Consider the following 20,930-nt stretch of genomic DNA (forward strand, 5'->3'; position numbering starts at 1 on the left):
TCCTCCTTTCTACTTACTAAATTGTTTTAGGACTGCCATCAATTCTTCAATTGAGTCGTCCCCTTCTCCTGTATTGATTGCATCTGTTACACAGTGCTTCATATGACGTTCTGTAATTGTTAATCCTGTGTTTTTCAGTGCACTTTGAATTGCTGAAATTTGAACTAAAATATCTATACAATATCGATCTTCTTCAACCATAGATTGAATGCCTCTAACCTGTCCTTCGATACGTTTGAGTCGATTCATAATCTTTGCCTTTTCATCTTCTGGACGTGGTCTTGACATATGTTTTACCGTTTCTTCTGTCATTTTTCCACTCCTTTCTTAAGTTCAATGTTTTATCTTATATCCATACTATATACCCCTATAGGGTATTAGTCAAGTCATAAAACTAGAGACCTAAATTGGTCTCTAGAATAATTAATTATTTAGTCCTAAGCCAAGCGCAACATTAACATGTGCACGGACGCCATCTATGAAGGCATCTTCGTCAATTCCAAATTTAGGATGATGGTGTGGGTAAACATAATCTTTCTCTTCATTATATGTGCCCAGTAATATATATACCCCTGGGAGGTTAGCAGTGAAGGCGCCGAAGTCTTCCCCACCCATCATTTTCTCACTTTCGATCACTCTATCTTGACCAAAAGTCTCATCTAAAATAGTACGCACGCGCGCTGTCTCACTTTCATCATTTAATACTGCTGAATAACCGTAGTTAAATCTATAGTCATATTCTGCACCATAAACTTCACAATTCGCCTTAGCAATCGCTTCAATTTTCTCTTTAGCTAATTCTCTAATATCTGCATCTAAAGAACGAACACTACCACTGATTTCTGCCGTATGAGGAATGACATTCTTCGCTCCTGTACCTGAATTAAAGTTAGTAATTGATATGACTAGATTATCTAATGGGCCAGCCATACGTGAAACAATATCTTGAATTTGAGTCACTATCCTCGAACCGATTACTAAAGGATCAATGGCACCTTCTGGTTGAGAAGCATGACCACCTTGCCCCTGAATAGTCAGTTCAAATGTATCTGAATTTGCAGTGACCGCACCAGATTTAATATGAATCTCACCGATTGGTTTAGTTGTCATTATGTGTTGAGCAAAGACGACATCCAGGTCATCAAACAATCCTGTTTCTACCATTTCAATGGCTCCACCTGGTGGTAATTCTTCAGCATGTTGGAAAATCAAATATATTTCTCCACTAATTTTATCCTTATTTTTAGATAGGACTTCTGCTGCGCCAAGAAGCATCGATGCATGTGAGTCATGTCCACAAGCATGCATTTTCCCATCGATTTCAGATACGAAGTCTAAATCATCACGGTTCTCTTGAATAGGGAGTGCGTCAATATCTGCACGTAAACCAACTTTACGTCCAGGTTTGTCCCCTTTAATAATACCTAAGACACTCGTTTTTGTTGGTCTTTGAATCTCAATACCGTCCATTTCTTTTAGAGCATTTTCAATATAATCACTTGTCCAATACTCTTCAAAAGATAGCTCTGGATGGCGATGCATATCTCTTCTCCACCCAATAACTTTTGGAGCAACTTCTTTAATCATATTTTCTAACATATTATCTCTCCTTAATATAATGAAGAGGATTTGTATAAATCAAAGCCTCTAAATGTTTTATTCTGGTAAGTAAATTGGCCCGTTTGGTCCGACTGGTATTCCGAGTAAATACCAAATTATTATAAAGATTATCCATACTATTAAAAGTGCAATAGAGTATGGCAAGAGGTTGGCAATTACTGTACCCAACTTGATATCTTTTTGGTAACGTTGTGCATACATGATGATTAATGGTAAGAATGGCATCATTGGTGCAATTGGGTTCGTTGTTGAATCCCCAATTCTATACAGCATTTGAGTAAAGGCTGGATCATAACCAAGATACATGAACATCGGCACAAAGACTGGCGCCAAGATTGCCCATTTTGCACTCGCTGATCCAATGAGTAAGTTAATCAATGCCACAATAAGTATGAATCCTATGAATAGAGGAATACCTGTCATGTTGATTGATGTCAGTAAGTCTGACCCATAAATTGCTATGATTGGTCCAAGATTAGACCACTCAAAGTAAGCTAACATCTGCGCAGCAAAGAACACTAGGACAATATACTGCCCCATAGATGCCATAGAGTCTCCTAACATTTTAGCAAATCCTTTAGTTCCATCTAAGTTCTTCATCATGAAACCGTAAACTAAACCAGGTACAAAAAATAGTATAGTAATTAAGAACACCGCTGAATCCATTAGTGGGGATTCTTGTAAAATAGAACCTGTTTCGGGATTTCTTAGTAATCCGTTAGGTAACACTGTTGCAACGATAATAATTACGATAAATGCTAAGGCAGATAAGTTTGCCCATAGTAATGCTTTCTTTTCTTCTTTTGAAATTGGCTCCTCATCCACAGCTGGTCCATCATATTTACCCAGACGTGGGATAGAGATTCTTTTAACAACTACGTAAATCACTGCAAGTAATATAATTGAAGATGCAGCAATGAAATAATAGTTCATTGCGATATTACCAACATATTCTGAGTCAACCAATTTCGCACCTGATTCTGTAAAGCCGGCAGCAAGTGCATCCGTCATACCTAATAAAAAGTTTGCCGAGAAGGCACCATTGGTCGAAGCATAGGCCATAAAAATACCACCGATAGGATTCAAACCAAGCCTAATGAAAATCATCGCTGCGATTGGTGGAAGAATAACTGGTCCTGCATCACCTGCTACGTTAGAAATAATACCCACTAAGATAACCATTGGAATGATTAAAGCATTTGGTGTAATTTCTAGAGAACGCTTCATTAAAGCTTCAAAATAACCTGTTTTCTCTGCTAAACCGATACCAATCATAACAACTAATACCATAGCAAGCGGTGGGAAAGCACCAAAGTTGTTAATAGCCTCTGTAATAATCATGACAATACCGTCACCTGAAAGTAAGTTAACTGCCTCGATAGTCTCTCCATCTGTTGGATTCTTTGCAGATAGACCAAACATTCCTGCAATCCAAGATGCTAATAAAATTAAACCAGCAATAATCATGAAAAGTACGATTGGATCTGGCAACTTATTACCCAGCTTCTCTATTACATCTAAAAATCGTTGTGCAAAGGACTTCTTTTCTTTTTGTTCTGCCAAGTATTTTCACCCTTTCATACTATGTATATCTTTATATAAGAAAGCCCTTTCCAGGGAACTTATAATAAACGATTTTACTATATATTCTCACAAATACAAACAAACCTTTGTAAATTTTTACAAAGGTTTGTGTTAATTTCTTATTTTTCTTTTAAAAATCCGAGTATATTCCACAGAGGTGTCGGTATTGAGAGTTTTTCATTATCTCCCTCAAGAAGCTTAGAATTTACCGGTTCATCATTCTTCACTTTGTTCACAAAATCTGGATTAATCAAATGAGTCTTACCGACACTCATTAAGTCATAACCTGAATTTAGTGCATTTTGTGCATCTTCCTTAGATTTAATACCCCCTGCCCCCATAATAGGGATGGCCTTAAGTGAGCTATTTCTTGCTCTAAGATATTTATCGATTAAAAGCTCTTCATCATCAGTGTCTATAATCGATGTTCTTTGCCAGTTATTAATACTGAAGTGGAAGTAATCGATTGGATATTCGGCGAGAGTATTCAAAAGATACATAGTGTCGTCAAAGTTAATGCCTGGTTCCTCTAGTTCCTCAGGTGAGAAACGATAGCCAATTATAAAATCAGATTTACCATATTCTTCGGCAGTTTCTTTCACTTTTTCAACTACACGTTCGGCAAATGTCGTACGACTTTCTCTACTACCTCCCCATTCATCTTCTCTTCTATTTGAGTGAGGTGAGAAAAATTGCTGTAAGAGATAAGTGTTTGCACCATGAAGCTCAACACCGTCAAATCCAGCTTCCATTGCTCGACGGCTCGCATCAGCAAATAATTCGATTTGTGCTTCAATCTCATCAATTTCTAAAGTTCTTGGTTCTACTGCATTATCTCTAAGCGCTTTGATATTACTTGCAGAAATTGGCTGACGTCCCATATTGAGTTCTGGACTCCCCATTCTTCCTGCATGATAGAGCTGAATGAGTGCCTTAGATCCTTTTTCCTTTATTGCACTTGCAAGTTTTCTTAAGCCTGGAATCTTATCATCAGAATCCGCACCTAAAGCACCTTCAAATGCACGTCCATAATTATCTATAAAAGTACTTTCTACAATCACAGCTGCAGGGCCATCTGCTCTAGTTGCGTAGTACTTAATCAGTTCATCAGTCACTGAACCATCATGAAATGAACATTGTGTCGTCATTGGTGCCATAACTAAACGGTTTTCGAAGGTTTGTCCATTTTTCAAATTAACTGCCTCGAAAATTTGCTTCGTCATATTAATTCCCCTAACTTTTACTAATGAAAAAAGCTTTATAACTCCATTGTACATTTAATATAAAAATATACCATATTACTTTAGTATGATTAATATAATTTATCTTTAATTCTAAATTATCTGATAATATATTGCCTTTTTAATCTAGCCTTGTTACAATGAGAACAATTTTCAAATTATTTAACTTATATTATTTAGGAGGCCCAATTATGACACAGCAATTACAAATTATTAAATCACAAAATTTAAAAGAAAAGCCTGAGGTCGCTGGGATTCCTTTCGGCTCATATTTTACCGATCACATGTTCATTATGGACTACACTGCAGAGATGGGATGGCATAATGCAAGCATCGTCCCATATGCACCATTTGAAATCTCACCTAGTGCACAAGCCCTTCATTACGGACAAACAGTTTTTGAAGGCTTAAAAGCATATAATGTTGACGGAGAAGTAACTTTGTTCCGTCCAGATGAAAACTTTAAACGATTAAATCGGTCTTTAGAACGCATGTCGATGCCAAAAATAGATGAGGAATTTGCCCTAAGTGCTCTTAGAGAATTACTTAAAATCGAACATGATTGGGTACCAGATGGTGAAAACCAAGCCCTATATATTCGCCCTTTTGTTTTTGCAGATGAATCTTACCTTGGAATCCGTCCAGCGAAATCATATAAAATGCTTATTGTACTTTCCCCGGTAGCAGGTTATTACGGCGCACAGCTAAATCCGACAAGTATCTATGTTGAGGATTATTATGTACGTGCCGTACGTGGTGGCGTTGGTGAAGCGAAGTTTGCAGGTAACTATGCTGCGAGTTTGACCGCTCAGCAAAAAGCCAACGACCTTGGTTATGAACAAGTGCTTTGGTTAGATGGTGTGCATCAAGAATACGTTGAAGAAGTAGGCAGTATGAACATTTTCTTCGTTAGAGATGGTCAACTTGTTACACCTGAATTAAACGGTTCAATCCTCCCTGGAATTACTAGAAATTCTCTAATTACGCTTGCTCGTGACTTAGGATATGAAGTTGTTGAAGAACGCATTCATATCAATGATGTTGAAAAAGGTCTAACCGATGGTTCCATTACAGAGGTATTCGGAGCGGGCACAGCAGCTGTTGTCTCTCCAGTGGGTATAATGAATATTCATGGGAAAGATTACCGTGTGAACAATAACGAAATCGGTGAAGTTACACAACAACTTTATGAGAATTTAACAGGTATTCAAACACGCAAACTAGAAGACAAACATGGATGGGTTTTTGAAGTTACTTCCACAGTGAAATAATATATTGACGAAGGTCAGAGCTAGTTTTTTGCTCTGACCTTCTTTTTTGCTTCTTGAAAAAAATAATCGAGCTTATTGATGATTTCTTTTTCATCTTTTGAGCCAACACCGATAAGTACCGTATCAGTTCCGACCCTATTTTCAGTGTAGTCTGCCATGGAAATGATAAGATGTTCTTTTGCTAATTGTCGCAGATCCACCCCTTTCAATTTTGCTACAAAATGCATACCTGTATGATAGCCGCTTAAATCAACTTCAGGATGTTTATTCTTTAAGGATTCTATTATAACTTCCATCTTTTTTCCGTAGAATTTTCTTACTCTATTAATATGTCGAACAAGATATTGTCCTTCTATAAATTTCGCAACAATATGTTGCATCTGCCTAGATACATTACAAGACAGACCTTTGTCATAGTATTTCTCTGCGAGCTCGGGAGGTAAGACCATGACAGCAATACGTAAGGAAGGGTAAATTGATTTAGAGAATGTATTGATATAAATGGTCTTGTTATTTTGGTCTAAACCTTGAAGGGAAGATAATGGTCGGCCAGTGTATCGAAATTCGCTATCGTAATCGTCTTCAATTACATAATTTTCAGTATCACTCAGTAGATTTAGTAGTTGAATTCTCTTGTTTAAAGACATGACGACACCACTTGGAAACTGATGAGATGGTGTAATGTGAACAATTTTATTATTGTATTTTTTTACCGCCTTCAGATCAATACCATCTGTATTAACTCCTGCAGTATTATATGATATTTTCAACCGAGTTAAGACATTCTTAACCACAGGATATGAGGGGTCTTCTAACGTGACTGCAGGGTAATCTAGCAGGTAAAACACCTGTTCAAGCAAGTATTCTGTCGAAGGCCCTATGAAAACCTGGTCATCAGTACACTGTACCCCCCTGTTCACATATAAGTATTCTCTTATGGCTAATTTCAATTCTGCTTCTCCACTCTTATCCCCACTGTTGAGTAGTGACCGATCTTGAAATACATCAATGCTCAATTGTTTAATAACATCATTTTGAACAATGGAAGTATCCACCTCCCCTAGAAGAAACTCCATTTTATTAAATACTGGCTTTTTAACTGATATGAGTGGTTTGCTCTGTATTTTTAATGCTTCTGTTGGCACGACGTAATGTCCACTTTTTTCCTTAGAAGTGATTAAGTTTTCTTCAACCAGTAGATTATATGCACGTTCCACTGTTGTAATGCTAATCGACACATCTTGACTCAACTGACGTTTACTCGGCAATTTAGCATTCGCATGTAAGCGACCATCTAAAATTTTAGTTTTAATATCTGTATATAACTGTTCGTATAGCGCTACCTTGCTATTCTTTTTTAAGTCGATAAACATAATCTGACCCCTAATTTTTCTTTTAATTTGATACTTATAGAATATCAGATTATGGATTAAACTGATATTAATTTAAAGAAAAGAGGTTGTTTAGATGAACTTAGCAGAGAAATTAAAAGGTGGCGTCATCATGGATGTCGTCAATGCTGAACAAGCAAAAATTGCTGAAGCCGCTGGTGCTGTTGCAGTCATGGCTTTAGAGCGTGTGCCATCAGATATTAGAGCAGAAGGCGGCGTTGCACGTGCTTGCGACCCAAAAATTGTTGAGGAAGTCATTAATGCTGTATCTATACCTGTAATGGCCAAATGTCGTATCGGACACATTGTTGAAGCGAGGGTATTAGAAGCAATGGGTATCGATTACATAGACGAGTCCGAAGTGCTTACGCCTGCAGATGAAGAGTTTCATCTCAAAAAAGATCAGTATAAGGCACCATTTGTTTGTGGGTGTAAAGATTTAGGAGAAGCAGCGAGACGTATAGGCGAAGGGGCATCTATGTTAAGAACAAAAGGTGAACCAGGTACTGGTAATATTGTTGAAGCCGTTCGTCACCTACGATTAGTGAATCAACAGGTTAAGCAAATTGTAAGTATGAATGATGATGAGCTGATGACTGCATCAAAAGACTTAGGTGCACCATATCATGTGTTACAACAAATTAAAGCATCAGGGAAATTACCGATAACAAACTTCGCAGCTGGAGGCGTAGCAACACCACAAGATGCAGCTTTAATGATGGAACTCGGTGCAGATGGTGTCTTTGTCGGTTCAGGTATCTTTAAATCAGAGCACCCTGAAAAATATGCCAAAGCAATTGTTCAAGCTGTAGAAAACTACAATGATTACAAAATGATTGGCGATCTATCAAAAGAACTCGGTTCAGCAATGCCTGGTCTTGATGTGCATAGTCTTTCGCTAGAAGAACGCATGTCAGATCGCGGTTGGTAAACGTTAGTGTAAAAAACTCGGAGAAAAATTTCTCCGAGTTTTTTACAATTATTTATTCACTCACTTTAAAGCTTACAGTACCTATGCCATCAAATTCTGCTTTGTATTCTCCAACCTCTAGTTTAATAGGTAAGATGAATGTTCCTGATGAGACAAATTGACCTGCCCTTAAAGTTTTACCTTGCGAATTTAGTTTTTCAATTAGCCACAGCATAGCATTAACTGGGTGATCCATGACTTCTGAGCTATCTCCACTTTTAACAACTTCACTATCTAAATACAGTTGCCCTTGGATTTTATCCAGCTCATTATAAGTCGCTTTCCTTCTTTCTCCGATTACAATCGCACCTGAGACTGCACAATCTGCAACAACTTCGTATTTTGAAATGTTAGGAAACCAATCATCATAACGGCCATCAGGAATCTCTATGGCTGGGGCAACATCACATTTTTCTATAATACTTGTTGCATCATCATCAACAGATAAGTCTTCGTTAACATAAAAAACAAGTTCTAATTCTGCGAGTGGCACATTGTAATCTTTTAAAGATAATTCCCTGATTACCTGTCTAGTAGTAAAGGGTCCATAAACTGGCTCATGACTATCAAACAGGTTTTGCGTTTCTGGACTTGTCATAGAAATTTTATAGCCTATAGCACTATCACCTTGCATCTTTAATAGTTCATCCTGAACTTCATAAGCCGCTTCAACAGAGTCGATTTCTATATCTTGCCCCGGTGTTAACATATTTCCACTTACCCTAGCATCATAAAGCTTCTGTACATCTTGCATAGTATCTCTCCTTTTAAAAAACAATTGCCATCATCTTTAAAGGTTTCTCAGATAAATTAACCAACCCATGAGATTGCCCCTTTGTAATGATGCAGCAGTCCCCAGGACCTACTGGTTTGTATTCACCATCCGCATCTTGAAATTCTCCATTCCCACTTATAATATGATAAATTTCACTATCTTCTTGATGTTGATGGTAGCCAATAGAAGCATGTGGTCCGAGAACAATCTCCAGTACTTTATCTATACCCTCAAAATCATTCTTTTGTATATAAGATTTAGAAAAGATACTCCCTTTTCCACCAAATTTATTTTTTATCTCTTTTGTTTCTTCACCTTTAATAATCATTTACTCTCCTCCAAGTAAGTTAGGTAAAAACGTTGAAATGCTTGGTACGAATATAATTAATAACACCATTACTGCGATAATAAAGAGCACGTGCAAGATATAGGGCAGTGTATCTTCTATTCCCATCTTTCGGTCCGTTACTGAGGCACCAGCAATTAATGATAGACCAACTGGTGGCGTCACGTTCGCGAGGGCAAAATTTATGATCATCACCATTCCGAAGTGGATTGGATCCAAGCCAAATTCTACAGCAATCGGCATAAAGATTGGTGTTAATAGTACAATTAAAGAGGTGACTTCTGTTAACATACCTAGGAATAATAGTATGACTGATACAACTACTAAAAATATAAGTGGTGACTCTGCAAAGTCTAAGAAAAATCCAGATACTGCTTCAGGGATATGATTAATAGTCAGTACATATGTAAAGACATTCGCCATTGAAATAATCATTAAAATCACTGCTGAAGTAACTGCTGAATCTGCTAATATTGTTTTAAGTTTGTTAAATGATAATTCTTTATATATTAAGGTTAGTATAAAGCCGTACACAACTGCAACAACTGCTGCTTCTGTTGCTGTGGCATAACCTGAGAAGATACTACCTAATATAAAAATTGGTGTTAATAAAGGAAAGAATGCTTGGCGCGTTACCTTCCAAAATTCTTTACTAGTGATCTTATCTTCAGTTCTGTTTCCAAAACCTGCTCTTTTACTCATATACCATACATATGTTGATAGTGCGACTGTTAATATGAGTCCGGGTAGAATTCCTGCTATGAATAAATCACCAATAGAAATATTCGCCGTTATACCGAGTATAACCATGGTGATACTCGGTGGAATGATCAATCCTAAAACGCCTGCTGGTCCAATAATTGACGCTATAAATGAATTAGAGTACTTCTCCTCTTTTAGTCTTGGGACTAAGACGGAACCGACAGCGTAAGTCGTCGCGACGGTGGATCCTGATACTGAGCTGAATAAGGCAGTCGTTAAAACAGTCGTAATACCAGTACCACCTGTTAATTTTCTTGTAAATACATTGGCAAAGGCCATCAAACGACGTGTTAAGCCCCCCTTACCCATGATATTACCAGCAAGAACAAATAACGGTAGTGCTAAGTAAGAAAAGTTATTTACACCTGCAAATGATCGCTGGATTATAATTTCCAAGGGGACATCTGCAATAATTAGCATCGTTAAACCGACAATACCGATTACAAAGGCAATAGGCATACCTAGAAACAGTAAGACAAAGAATAATATCAACATTGAAATAGCTAACATCAAACCGCCTCACTTTCATCTTGAGGTAGCCAGAAATTCTGTATAATGAAATACGTTGAGAGCAAACTACTCACCGGAATTGCTAAGTAGAAAATTGTCATCGGTAATTGCAAGGTTGATGAGGTAAAGTCTAAGGACTGGTAAGAAAAAATAAAACCGTAAACTGTCAGAATTAAAAAGAACAATCCTAGAATAATATTCACAATTAAATATAGATAGGGTCTGATCTTATCATTTGATTTTTTAACAAAGAAATTTACAGCCAGGTGCCCACGTTCATAGACTGCAATACTCGAACCTAAAAATGTCATCCATACAATGAAAAGACGTGATAACTCTTCTGTTCCTGGGAGAGAATAATTAAAGAATCTGGAAACCACTTGAGTTAAAACAATCAGCGCTAAAATCCCAATCACGACTGCACAGGTGACATACAAAACTTTTACAATAAATTTAGCAATCATTGGTCTGCCTCCCATCCAGAATTTTCTCTATAAATGTCCATCATTTCTTGACCAAACACTTCATCTTCCCACTTTTGATAGACGGGCAACATCGCTTCTCTGAACGCTTCTTTGTTCACATCATCATTTACTTCCATACCATTTTCTGCAAGAAAATCGATATGTTCTTGTTCCGTATCATCGTTAGTTACTTGAATGTCTTTTGATACTTTATCAATCTCTTCAATGATAATTTTTTGATCGTTGGAACTAATTTCATTCCAAGATTCATCATCAAAGACAATCATCAATGTGTTATAAAAGTGACCGGTTAAAGAGAGATAATCTTGTACTTCATTTAATCTTGGGGCAACGATATTAGCGAGAGGATTTTCTTGGGCATCTAAAGCGCCTTGTTGAAGCGCCCCATATACTTCACTGAAGGCCATGACTGTCGGAAGTGCACCAACAGTTTCAAATGTATCTACACGGAGTGCTGTTTCAGCGACACGAATATTCATCCCCTTTAAATCCTCCGGTTCAACAACCGGGCCCTCATTGTTCGTCACATGACGAAATCCCCATTCCATATATCCTGCTGTATGCATATCATATGTCTCGACAATATCTGCTAAATAGTCACCGAACTCGCCTTCGTAGGCAAGTCTCGCTTCTTTTTCACTCGGCCACATATAAGGTAAATCTTCAATGGCTAACCGCATATCCATGGTCTGCATTGAACCCACCATGATCGCCAACCCATTCATTGCACCAACATCAAGCTGTTGGAGCATTTCTGTCTCACTACCAAGCTGTGAGTTCGGATAGATTTCAAACTTAACTCGACCTTCAGTTTGCCTTTCTACCGATTCCCCCATTTCCTCAATCTTCTTAGCTTGTTCGGTATCTTCAGGCAAGGCATGGCCAAACTGCAAGGTTACCGTTTCTTCATCATTATTACATGCACTCAGAAACACAACCAATCCACTAAACAATATGAAAAATATGTATTGCTTCACAAGCAATCCCCCTTATTTATTAATAACTATGCATTATTATGAAATTATATACAATTATCAATTCGATTTGCTTTCCTCCTTAAAGGACTCCTATAATAAATGAAAGATATATTTCAGGAGTGATACATATGCCAACAATTAATCCACGCGCCACAGCACTATCAACACCAGGCATCAGAGTTTTTTCTAACCAAGTCCAACAAATGGATGACGGTATTAACCTTACAATCGGACAACCAGACTTCCCTACACCAGATAGTGTGAAAGCTGCTGCTATACAAGCCATTAACGACAACCATACGGGTTATTCGTTAAATGCCGGGATGGTTGAGTTACGACAAGCCGTTGCTGAGTTTTTTGAAAATAAATATCAAGCTCCCTATTCAGTTGATGAAGTCGTGATTACAAGTGGTGCTAGCGAAGCGCTAGACTCAACACTCCGTACATTGCTCGTTGAAGGTGATGAAGTGATTATCACCGCACCAGCCTATCCAGCTTATGAATCATTAATAGAATTAAACGGCGGAGTTGTTAAATACTTAGATGTTTCTGATAGTGACTTCATACCCTCAATAGATAAACTAGAAGCATTAATGACAGATCGTACAAAAGCTATTCTTTTAAACTATCCATCCAATCCTACAGGCGCTTCCCTAGGTGAAAAAGAGATACAAGCCATTGTGGACTTTATTGAGCAAAAAGATGTTTTTTTAATTAGTGATGAAATATATAGTGAGAATGTCTATGAAGGACAACATATTTCCTTTGGAAGCTTTAGTAGTATAAGAGACAAGACGATTATTATTCATGGCGTTTCAAAATCTCACTCAATGACTGGATGGAGAATCGGTTACACCCTATCACCAAAGTATTTAAGCGATGAGATTTTAAAAGTACATTTAAGCAACTCCATCTGCGCTACTGTGCCAAGTCAATATGCTGCTATAGAAGCGCTGACAGGTGCCATTGATTATCCTAAAGTAATGAATGAAGCTTACCTCAAGCGTCGTGACTATATATGCGAACGACTTAAAGCGATGGGTTGTGACGTCAAAACACCCGGTGGCGCTTTTTATATTTTCCCGTGCATCGCACACACTGGATTAGACGACTGGGAATTTGCAGTTAAGCTCTTAGAAAAAGAACATATGGCTGTCGTGCCAGGTTCAGCTTTTTCAAAATACGGTAAAGGACATATTCGTATCTCATTTGCTAGCTCTATGGAAGTTTTAGAAGAAGGTATGGATCGATTAGAGCGATTTATGAATGGATTATAATGTTGTTCATTGACTGATATTTTGATTTTACAAGTCAATGAGTTCGCTCATCTACCGGCACAGACCCTACTTTATTCAAAAACCCGAGTCTTACAATGACTCGGGTTTTCTACTTTTCAAATTAATTTTTACTGACTTTCTCCTGAAATCTTCTGGCAATTTCTTTTCCAATTTCTATTGAACACGTAGCTGCAGGTGAAGGTGCATTTAATACATGAACTGAGTAATCATTTTCCTCAAAGTAAAAATCATCTAATAAGGTACCATCCGGTTTCATCGCTTGAGCTCTCACTCCCGCTTCCATTGGTGTAATATCTTTAGCTTTCAATAACGGTATTAATTTTTTAGCAGCCTTTACAAAGGCTTTCTTATTGAAGGATCGATAGTATTCACCGATACCCTCTTTGATATTCTTTATGCCCATTCGATAAAGTCCAGGAAACGTTAAAATCTCTAGCGTTTCACTTCTATCAAAACCAATTTTCTGATAAGCCTCTTTTTTTAGTCCAAGTACAGCATTTGGTCCAACATCAACACCACCTGAAATCATATTAGTGAAGTGGACACCTAGAAATGGTAATTCAGGGTTAGGAACAGGGTAGATTAAAGTTTTTACATACTTTTCTGTTTCACGACTTAATTCAAAGTATTCTCCTCTAAATGGAATGATTTTCACATCAGAGTTAATACCACTCATTTTTGCTAGTTTATCGCTGTATAGGCCAGCACAATTAATAAAATATTTGGCTTGAAATGCCTGATTTTTAGTGTGTATCACCACTTGATTATCTATAGGATCAACCGAAGTCACTTCACTGTTATAAATGACATTCCCACCGTTGTTAATGAACAACTCACTAAACTTTTCAGTCACTTCTTTATAATCCACTATCCCAGTATTTTTTACATGTATACCTCCAACAGTGTTCACAAATGGTTCTATTTCTCTCACTTTTTCCGCAGACATTAATTCCACATCTAAGCCGTTTTCCAACCCTCTTTTATAGAGATTATGAAGTCGTTCTAACTCTTCATCTTCAGTGGCAACTATCACCTTTCCACATTGATTAAAGTCGATCTCATGTTCACGACAAAAATGCATCATGGATTGTGAACCATTCCTTGCAAATTCAGCTTTATAAGACCCAGGTTTATAGTAAATCCCCGAATGTATAACACCACTATTATGACCTGTTTGATGTTTAGCAGCTTCATCTTCTTTATCCAAGACAACGATTTTTTTATCTGGCTCTATTAACGACAAATGATAAGCAGTACTCATTCCAATGATTCCCGCTCCTACAATTAATATATCAACATTTCTCATCATACTTCCACCCCACAAGATTCTGCGATAACTTCCACTAAGTGCTTGACTTCTAATACGTCACTTAAACCTTCTCTTTCAACGCCTAACTGCATCTGTATATGACAGCCAGGGTTTGAAGTAATAATCAAATTAGGTTCTGTTGCTCTGACATTTTTCATTTTCATATCTAATATTTTCATCGATTCATTATAATGAACAATATTGTAAATACCGGCTGAACCACAACATAATGACCGTTGTGGCATAGGTAAATATGTTAGTCCAGGAATTTTCTCTATCAGTTTGTCAGGTTCATTAAATACTTTTTGTACATTTTCTAAATGGCAAGATGGTTGATACACTGCATTCTTATTAATTGGGTTGATAAATTCTAAATTCAAAAATGAGAGAATCTGAGATATGTCTCTTACCTTATTAGTAAATGCTAAAGCTCGATTATGCCAGTCTGTACCAGACTTAAATAGTTTATGGTACTCTTTTAAAGTCGCTCCACACCCACCAATTGTATTGACTATATAATCAAAATCATACTTCTCAAAAGCCTCAATGTTTTTCTTTGCAAGCTCTATAGTGTCTTTTGACTCACCTGCATGATGTTGAAGTGCCCCACAACATGTTTGGTTAGGGATGTTAGTGACTTGAACATAATTTTTTTGCATTATTTTTATGGCAAGATCATTAATTCGTGCAAAAAATGAATCCATTATACATCCTTGGAAGAATCCAACCGATACATTGTTTCGTCTAAAAGGATTAATATTACGGTTGATTCGTCGACTCAATATCACGTCAGGCATTGCTTTATTTAACTCATTAAATTTTTGAACTGATTTTAATAAATTATAATTTTTAGTTAAGCGCTTGACTCCAGAAATTTGATACATATACAAACCTTTGTTAATCAATCTCAACACATTTTTATTTTTTAAAGCGATTTTAAATGCCAGTGTTCGATTCGTTTTTTCTATCACGCTCTGTTTTTTATTTTCCTTTAAAACCTCAACAGCCGACATCAAAATGTCACCGTACCTAACATTGGTTGGACAAACTGTTTCACACGCCCGGCACCCTAAACAAAGATCTATACCTTCTTGCATATCCCCAATTGTAATTTTACCTTCTGCTGCCATCTTAACGAGATTTATTCTACCTCTTGGAGAGTGCTTTTCTTTTTCAAAAGCTATATATGTCGGACATGCTGGTAAACAGTATCCACACTGCACACAATCGAAAGTCGCTTCATAATCCAATTTTTTCACAAGTTCATTAGTCATTTCGCAACACTAACCTTTTTTCTCCGTCTTGGGGAAATATTTTTCCTGGATTCAATATATTCTTTGGATCCATTGCTTTTTTAATCGCTTTTTGTAATTCTAATCCATCTTGGCCCACTTCTCTTTCGAAAAATGCGCGTTTCATCGTTCCAATTCCATGTTCGCCAGATAATGTACCACCAAGTTCAATAGCATAATCAAAGATTTCTTCAATTGCATCTTCGACCCTACTTACTTCTGACTGGTCCCTCATATTTGTATTAATAGATGGGTGCAAATTACCATCACCCGCGTGACCGAACACGACAATATCTAATTCATATTTATTTTTTAATTCATTAATTTTTTTAAACATGTCAGGTATTTTGCTCAATGGGACTGTAGCATCTTCTGAAATTTTGGTATAGCCACTTGTCACAATAGCGGGTGATACAAGCTTTCTTACTCGCCACAAATTTTCTTCATCTTCTTTACTTTCTGCAATTCTAATATCATTAACCCCAATACTTTCCAATGCTTCTTTAATAACATTGAGTTCTTTCGGTAATACATCCTCGTCACCATCAACTTCTATTAAGATAATAGCTGCCGCATTTCTTGGGAGATTGAGCTTAGCATAGTCTTCAACCTTATTTATTGAATTTTGATCCAGAATTTCCATTTTCGATGGTCGAACACCGGAGGTTAATATTTTTGAAATCGATTGACCTGCAGTATATAAATCATCAAAAATTGCCATTGCGGTTAAGGTATCTTGTGGTTTAGGAATTAATCTTAAAGTCGCTTCTGTAATTATACCCAGCGTTCCCTCTGAACCGATTAATAACTTTGTTAGATCATAGCCTGTAACGTTTTTAACTGTATTACCGCCAGTTCTAATCACTTTACCTTTTGCCGTAACAACTTCTAAACCAATTACATAGTCTTTTGTCACTCCGTACTTTACTCCTCTAGGACCTCCCGCATTTTCTGCGAGATTACCACCAATTGTACAAATTTTAGATGATGACGGATCAGGTGCATACATCAAATTATGTGACTCAGCGAGTTTATGAATATCCTCAGTCTTTACACCAGGACTTACTTTTATCAGTAAATCATCTGGGTATATCTCTAGCTTTTGAGTCCATTGAGAGAAGTCGAGCACAATCCCTCCATGTACTGGTAATGGTCCACCAGACAGGCTTGTTGCTGCTCCTCTAGGATATATTGGGACTTCGTATTCATCTGCCAAAATCACTGTTTCTTTAACTTCTTCTGTACTTAACACTTGTACCACAGCCTCTGGTATATACTGTCCAAAAGAGCCATCATATCCATACGAAATTCTATCGTCTATTTCAAGCAATAATCTCTCAGCAAATATCAAATTTAGTTTTTTAATTACCTTTTCCTTCATCAAACGTCACCTATATTCTGTCATCTCCAAGCTTTCTCCTCATATTAAATAAGTGTGTTTCCATATATTTTGCAGCTTGTTCAGGAGATTGGTTTTTTATGGCTTCATAAATCAATTCATGCTCTTCATATACACTTTCTCTCTTCTCAGGTTTCCCAATGTTCAATTTCAACGAGAATTCCAATGCATCTCTATGAACTGTTTGAAGGTTATTGAACGTCTGTATCATGTACTCATTCTTCGTTGAAATGACGATTGCCTTGTGAAAGTCGTAGTCCGCTTCCATTCCAATCACATGCTGATTAGTGGTTATTTTCTTAAAATGTTTAAGTGCAGCAGCAATTTCCTTCAAATCTTCTTCCGTCCTTCTTAATGCAGAAAGAGGTGCGGACTGAACTTCTAAAACTGTTCTCATCTCTAGTAAATCGAGTAATTCTTTCTTGTTAAAACTCTCATAAGTATAGGCTTTAACTTGATCAGCAACAGAAGTGGTTTTAACGTAGCTACCTTTCCCCTGGCTCGACTCTACATAACCCATAGATACTAATCGACTCAAAGCTTCCCTTACTGGTACACGACTTACCTTGTAAAATTTTGAGAGTTCATTTTCAGAAGGTAGCTTTTCACCGACTTCATATTCTTTACCTTTTATGCGTTTTTCTAAATCTTTAAATATAATATCCGAAAGTTTTCCCTTTTTAATTAGGTCCATTACTCGCTTCCACCTTTTTTCTACTTCTCATAAAGTGAATGATCATCACGACAACAAATATGACAATCCCTATTAAATCTAGCATCTGATCTGTTGTTATTAAAAGGAAAGCGACAAGTATCATCAATACCTGCTCAATTATATTTAGGTTAGTTCTGATAAATTTCCCTAACCCAACAGCTAATGCATAAACCCCTATTATTGCAGTTACCAAGACACCAAGAAGTCTTAGGTATTCAATAGGTCCTTCTGAAGTATCTAATAGTATAATCGGATCATAAGCAATAATGAACGGTATGATAAAGCCTGGTAAGGCTAGTCTTAGCGCTGTCCACGATGTTTTCATTGGATCAGCATTAGCAATACCTGCTCCAGTATATGCTGCAAGAGCAACCGGTGGTGTGACATTCGACATTGCTCCAAAGTAGAACACAAAGAAGTGTGCAGCCAATGGCGTTACACCTGCTTGAACAAGAGCTGGCGCTGCAGTTACAGCAACAACGATATACAATGCTGTAGATGGTAACCCAAAGCTAAGAAGGATACATGTGGCCATTACCATGATTAGAATTAAGAATAAGTTACCTCCAGCAATGTCGATAACATTGTAAGCTAACATTGAACCGACGCCACTCATTGATACGACTGCGATAATAATACCGACTGATGCACAGGCAATGGCAACTTGAACAGATCCTCTCGCACCATCACTTAATGCCTCAAAGAATTTTCTTACATTCACTCGATTGTTTTTATCTTTCGTTAAATATGAAGTGATTATTGCCGTAATAATACCTGCAAATCCTGCCATTATCGCTGTTCTCCCTGTTAATAACACAGCGAAAACAACGACGATCGGAATCAATAAGGCACCTCTTTCTAAAAGCACCTTCTTAATCTCAGGAATATTTTCCTTACTAATACCTTTTAGCCCATGTTTTTTCGCTTCAGCATCTACTGCAAAGATTAATGCTAAGTAATAAAGTAAGGCAGGTATGATTCCAGCGATAACGACAACAGTGTAAGGTACACCAAGAAAACCTGCCATTATAAACGCTGCAGCTCCCATGATTGGAGGCATAATCATACCACCAGTAGAAGCAGCGGCCTCGACACCGGCTGCAAATTTAGGTTTTAAACCTATACTTTTCATTAAAGGAATTGTAAAAGCACCTGTTGTTGCAACGTTTGCAACAGCACTACCGTTTAGTGTCCCTGTTAGTGCACTTGTAATTACTGCAACTTGAGCTGGCCCACCTCGGCGCTGCCCAGCTATTGCAAGCGCTAAGTCATTGAATAGTTTACTCGCACCACTTGCGCTTAGGAACGAACCAAACAAGATAAAAAGTACGATATAAGTAGATGCAATTGATAACGTACTTCCGAAAATACCATTAGATGTCATGTAGATTCTGTACAATAAACGTTCTATGCTAAATCCAGAATGTGCAAAATCAATAGGAAAATATGCACCGTAAACTGCGTAAATCATTGCGAGAACACTAATAATTGGAATAAACCAACCAATTGACCTTCTTGTAATTTCAAATAATACTAAAATACATAGGATTGCAAAAATGTAATCTAAATTGTTTGCCTGTGACATACGTTCCACATGTAAATTTGTATAGGTTACAGTAATGTATCCTATAGAAATAATACCTAAGCCAGCTAAAGCTAAGTCAAAATAGGAAAATTTTTGACCTGGTTTCTTTTTATTTCTTGGATATATAAAGAATCCAAGTACAACAATCAGTATCAAGAATATCGTATTTCTATAAAATTCTTGAATATTCAAGTAGCTTGATGTGAGAAGGACAAAAATTGCCAAAACAATACCAATAATAGCTGCGGCTTTAGATGGCCAACCCTCAAGTCTTTGCTTACGATATTCGTCAGGAGACACTTCAATAACTTCATCTTCATTCTTATTCATCTGAACCAGCTCCTTCCTCTAATTCCGCAGGTCTTAAATGGTCCGGAATATCAAGTCCTTGTTCTTCAAAATATCGATAAGCTCCTTCATGTAGTGGTGTGTTTAGTCCATCTAGCGCTGTTTCCACTTTCATTTCTCGAGCAGAGTTGTGTACGCCAATCATAAACTCCTGATTTTCATACAAAATTTTAGTCAAATCATATACAAAATCAGCATCCATATCCGGTGTCGCCACAAGAACGTTTGGTTGAGCAATCGTTTGTATATCCTCTTCTTGTCTCGGGTATGTTCCCGCTTCTATAGTGTATGGATACCAAGCATTTGCGACTTCATTAATCTGATCTAATTGTTCATCCGTCACTTCTAAAATACTTGCTTGTAGGTTACTTGCAAACATATCAGTAATTGCGGATACAGGCGTTCCAGCTGGTAAAGATCCACCATTCAAACGACCATCTCTCATAGAAGAAATTGTATCGTCATAACCAAGGTACTCAGTTCTTATATCTTCTTTAGTCAAACCGATTCCTTCCATCATTGTGACAGTAGACTGTTCTGTCCCACTCGCTTGTGGTCCAACAGAAAATGAAGTTCCCTCAATATCAGAGATATCTCCACTTTCCACTTCGCTATTCATAAGTACAAAGTGCTCAACATTTGGCCATATCATACCTATCGCTCTCAAGTCTTTATATTCATTACCTTCAAATATTCCAGCCCCCTCATAAGCTTGAGTTGAAATTAAATTTTGAAGAATAGACAAATCAGCCTCTCCACTTTTCATTAAATCGATATTCTCAACTGAACCAGCTGACGACTGTCCATTAAATTTAATATTTTGATCACGATAGTGTTCTGTCCAAAGTTGTCCCATCCCCACTCCAATTGGATAATAAGTACCACCTGTTGATGCTGTTGCAATGTTATATATCTCTTTCTTTTCAAAATTACATCCAGCTAATACGCTAAGTGACAAGAGCAAAATCATAATAATCGATAAACCTCTCTTCATTTGGTCTATCCCCCCCTAATTAAATGTATACGCTTACACTTGTATTACAATATGACAA

The 20,930-nt window shown here is 37.2% G+C and carries 19 protein-coding genes; 3 read left to right on the forward strand and 16 right to left on the reverse strand.

The genetic code is table 11. The features are described 5' to 3' along the window. Positions 1-9: 9 nt before the first annotated feature. From EYB29_RS06845 to EYB29_RS06860, 4 genes are all read right to left on the reverse strand, one after another. Positions 10-312 (reverse strand): metal-sensing transcriptional repressor, encoded by a 303-nt coding sequence (locus EYB29_RS06845; protein ID WP_026866044.1) that lies wholly within the window; start codon positions 310-312, stop codon positions 10-12. Positions 313-423: 111 nt separating this feature from the next. Beyond that, the gene (locus EYB29_RS06850; RefSeq protein ID WP_035855639.1) at positions 424-1,599 is read right to left on the reverse strand and encodes a M20 metallopeptidase family protein; all 1,176 of its coding nucleotides are present in this window, start codon (positions 1,597-1,599) and stop codon (positions 424-426) included. Positions 1,600-1,656: 57 nt separating this feature from the next. Then, positions 1,657-3,183 (reverse strand): AbgT family transporter, encoded by a 1,527-nt coding sequence (locus EYB29_RS06855; protein WP_026866046.1) that lies wholly within the window; start codon positions 3,181-3,183, stop codon positions 1,657-1,659. Positions 3,184-3,323: 140 nt separating this feature from the next. After that, positions 3,324-4,427 (reverse strand): NADH-dependent flavin oxidoreductase, encoded by a 1,104-nt coding sequence (locus tag EYB29_RS06860; protein WP_026866047.1) that lies wholly within the window; start codon positions 4,425-4,427, stop codon positions 3,324-3,326. A gap of 209 nt (positions 4,428-4,636) precedes the next feature. On the opposite strand from EYB29_RS06860, the gene EYB29_RS06865 reads away from it, so the two are divergent. Beyond that, the gene (locus tag EYB29_RS06865) at positions 4,637-5,716 is read left to right on the forward strand and encodes a branched-chain amino acid aminotransferase (protein ID WP_166626950.1); all 1,080 of its coding nucleotides are present in this window, start codon (positions 4,637-4,639) and stop codon (positions 5,714-5,716) included. Positions 5,717-5,736: 20 nt separating this feature from the next. On the opposite strand, the gene pdxR is transcribed toward EYB29_RS06865, so the two are convergent. Then, on the reverse strand, positions 5,737-7,089 hold the full coding sequence (gene pdxR, locus EYB29_RS06870; RefSeq protein WP_166626951.1) for a MocR-like pyridoxine biosynthesis transcription factor PdxR: 1,353 nt from the start codon (positions 7,087-7,089) through the stop codon (positions 5,737-5,739). A gap of 94 nt (positions 7,090-7,183) precedes the next feature. Between pdxR and pdxS the strand changes: the two genes are divergently transcribed. Next, the gene (gene pdxS / locus EYB29_RS06875) at positions 7,184-8,038 is read left to right on the forward strand and encodes a pyridoxal 5'-phosphate synthase lyase subunit PdxS (RefSeq protein ID WP_166626952.1); all 855 of its coding nucleotides are present in this window, start codon (positions 7,184-7,186) and stop codon (positions 8,036-8,038) included. 52 nt (positions 8,039-8,090) lie between these two features. Here pdxS and EYB29_RS06880 read toward each other — a convergent pair whose 3' ends face one another. From EYB29_RS06880 to EYB29_RS06900, 5 genes are read right to left on the reverse strand one after another with little or no spacing between them, the layout of a single operon-like run. Continuing rightward, complete coding sequence (locus EYB29_RS06880) at positions 8,091-8,831, reverse strand: 2-keto-4-pentenoate hydratase (RefSeq protein ID WP_166626953.1); 741 nt, start codon at positions 8,829-8,831, stop codon at positions 8,091-8,093. Positions 8,832-8,844: 13 nt separating this feature from the next. Beyond that, positions 8,845-9,180: a cupin domain-containing protein gene (locus EYB29_RS06885; protein ID WP_026866052.1), complete on the reverse strand. Its 336-nt coding sequence runs from the start codon at positions 9,178-9,180 to the stop codon at positions 8,845-8,847. Then, positions 9,181-10,470, reverse strand: a complete 1,290-nt coding sequence (locus tag EYB29_RS06890) for a TRAP transporter large permease (RefSeq protein WP_166626954.1) — start codon at positions 10,468-10,470, stop codon at positions 9,181-9,183. Then, a complete protein-coding gene (locus EYB29_RS06895) occupies positions 10,470-10,934 on the reverse strand; it encodes a TRAP transporter small permease (protein ID WP_035855649.1) in 465 nt (154 codons plus the stop codon). Before EYB29_RS06895 ends, EYB29_RS06890 begins: the two co-directional genes overlap by 1 nt. Further along, positions 10,931-11,932 carry a DctP family TRAP transporter solute-binding subunit gene (locus tag EYB29_RS06900; RefSeq protein WP_166626955.1) on the reverse strand — a complete coding sequence of 334 codons (1,002 nt, stop codon included), beginning with the start codon at positions 11,930-11,932 and terminating at the stop codon, positions 10,931-10,933. Before EYB29_RS06900 ends, EYB29_RS06895 begins: the two co-directional genes overlap by 4 nt. Before the next feature lie 128 nt (positions 11,933-12,060). Here EYB29_RS06900 and EYB29_RS06905 point away from each other — a divergent pair, with 128 nt between their 5' ends. Beyond that, entirely contained in the window at positions 12,061-13,209 is a 1,149-nt protein-coding gene (locus EYB29_RS06905; RefSeq protein WP_166626956.1) for an aminotransferase class I/II-fold pyridoxal phosphate-dependent enzyme, read from the forward strand. Between the two features lie 121 nt (positions 13,210-13,330). On the opposite strand, the gene lhgO is transcribed toward EYB29_RS06905, so the two are convergent. From lhgO to EYB29_RS06935, 6 genes are read right to left on the reverse strand one after another with little or no spacing between them, the layout of a single operon-like run. Continuing rightward, positions 13,331-14,539: an L-2-hydroxyglutarate oxidase gene (gene lhgO / locus EYB29_RS06910; protein WP_166626957.1), complete on the reverse strand. Its 1,209-nt coding sequence runs from the start codon at positions 14,537-14,539 to the stop codon at positions 13,331-13,333. Further along, positions 14,536-15,813 (reverse strand): (Fe-S)-binding protein, encoded by a 1,278-nt coding sequence (locus EYB29_RS06915; RefSeq protein WP_166626958.1) that lies wholly within the window; start codon positions 15,811-15,813, stop codon positions 14,536-14,538. The genes lhgO and EYB29_RS06915 overlap by 4 nt, the downstream gene beginning before the upstream one ends. Next, positions 15,806-17,212, reverse strand: coding sequence for an FAD-binding oxidoreductase (locus EYB29_RS06920; protein WP_026866059.1), 1,407 nt, complete (start codon positions 17,210-17,212; stop codon positions 15,806-15,808). Before EYB29_RS06920 ends, EYB29_RS06915 begins: the two co-directional genes overlap by 8 nt. Positions 17,213-17,222: 10 nt before the next feature. Continuing rightward, positions 17,223-17,924 carry a FadR/GntR family transcriptional regulator gene (locus tag EYB29_RS06925; protein ID WP_166626959.1) on the reverse strand — a complete coding sequence of 234 codons (702 nt, stop codon included), beginning with the start codon at positions 17,922-17,924 and terminating at the stop codon, positions 17,223-17,225. Beyond that, positions 17,911-19,860, reverse strand: coding sequence for a TRAP transporter permease (locus EYB29_RS06930; protein ID WP_166626960.1), 1,950 nt, complete (start codon positions 19,858-19,860; stop codon positions 17,911-17,913). The genes EYB29_RS06925 and EYB29_RS06930 overlap by 14 nt, the downstream gene beginning before the upstream one ends. Then, entirely contained in the window at positions 19,853-20,872 is a 1,020-nt protein-coding gene (locus tag EYB29_RS06935) for a TAXI family TRAP transporter solute-binding subunit (RefSeq protein ID WP_026866062.1), read from the reverse strand. The genes EYB29_RS06930 and EYB29_RS06935 overlap by 8 nt, the downstream gene beginning before the upstream one ends. Positions 20,873-20,930: the final 58 nt, after the last annotated feature.

It is taken from the genome of Jeotgalicoccus sp. S0W5, from assembly GCF_011634875.1.
In the GTDB taxonomy this organism is placed as follows: Bacteria; Bacillota; Bacilli; order Staphylococcales; family Salinicoccaceae; genus Jeotgalicoccus; species Jeotgalicoccus marinus.

Excerpts from the sequence above, each read along its gene's own strand:
- EYB29_RS06845 (WP_026866044.1), bottom strand. The coding sequence starts at position 312 with ATGACAGAAGAAACGGTAAAACATATGTCAAGACCACGTCCAGAAGAT.
- EYB29_RS06850 (WP_035855639.1), bottom strand. The coding sequence starts at position 1,599 with ATGTTAGAAAATATGATTAAAGAAGTTGCTCCAAAAGTTATTGGGTGG.
- EYB29_RS06860 (WP_026866047.1), bottom strand. The coding sequence starts at position 4,427 with ATGACGAAGCAAATTTTCGAGGCAGTTAATTTGAAAAATGGACAAACC.
- EYB29_RS06865 (WP_166626950.1), top strand. The coding sequence starts at position 4,637 with ATGACACAGCAATTACAAATTATTAAATCACAAAATTTAAAAGAAAAG.
- pdxR (WP_166626951.1), bottom strand. The coding sequence starts at position 7,089 with ATGTTTATCGACTTAAAAAAGAATAGCAAGGTAGCGCTATACGAACAG.
- pdxS (WP_166626952.1), top strand. The coding sequence starts at position 7,184 with ATGAACTTAGCAGAGAAATTAAAAGGTGGCGTCATCATGGATGTCGTC.
- EYB29_RS06880 (WP_166626953.1), bottom strand. The coding sequence starts at position 8,831 with ATGCAAGATGTACAGAAGCTTTATGATGCTAGGGTAAGTGGAAATATG.
- EYB29_RS06885 (WP_026866052.1), bottom strand. The coding sequence starts at position 9,180 with ATGATTATTAAAGGTGAAGAAACAAAAGAGATAAAAAATAAATTTGGT.
- EYB29_RS06890 (WP_166626954.1), bottom strand. The coding sequence starts at position 10,470 with ATGTTAGCTATTTCAATGTTGATATTATTCTTTGTCTTACTGTTTCTA.
- EYB29_RS06895 (WP_035855649.1), bottom strand. The coding sequence starts at position 10,934 with ATGATTGCTAAATTTATTGTAAAAGTTTTGTATGTCACCTGTGCAGTC.
- EYB29_RS06905 (WP_166626956.1), top strand. The coding sequence starts at position 12,061 with ATGCCAACAATTAATCCACGCGCCACAGCACTATCAACACCAGGCATC.
- lhgO (WP_166626957.1), bottom strand. The coding sequence starts at position 14,539 with ATGATGAGAAATGTTGATATATTAATTGTAGGAGCGGGAATCATTGGA.
- EYB29_RS06915 (WP_166626958.1), bottom strand. The coding sequence starts at position 15,813 with ATGACTAATGAACTTGTGAAAAAATTGGATTATGAAGCGACTTTCGAT.
- EYB29_RS06920 (WP_026866059.1), bottom strand. The coding sequence starts at position 17,212 with ATGAAGGAAAAGGTAATTAAAAAACTAAATTTGATATTTGCTGAGAGA.
- EYB29_RS06925 (WP_166626959.1), bottom strand. The coding sequence starts at position 17,924 with ATGGACCTAATTAAAAAGGGAAAACTTTCGGATATTATATTTAAAGAT.
- EYB29_RS06930 (WP_166626960.1), bottom strand. The coding sequence starts at position 19,860 with ATGAATAAGAATGAAGATGAAGTTATTGAAGTGTCTCCTGACGAATAT.
- EYB29_RS06935 (WP_026866062.1), bottom strand. The coding sequence starts at position 20,872 with ATGAAGAGAGGTTTATCGATTATTATGATTTTGCTCTTGTCACTTAGC.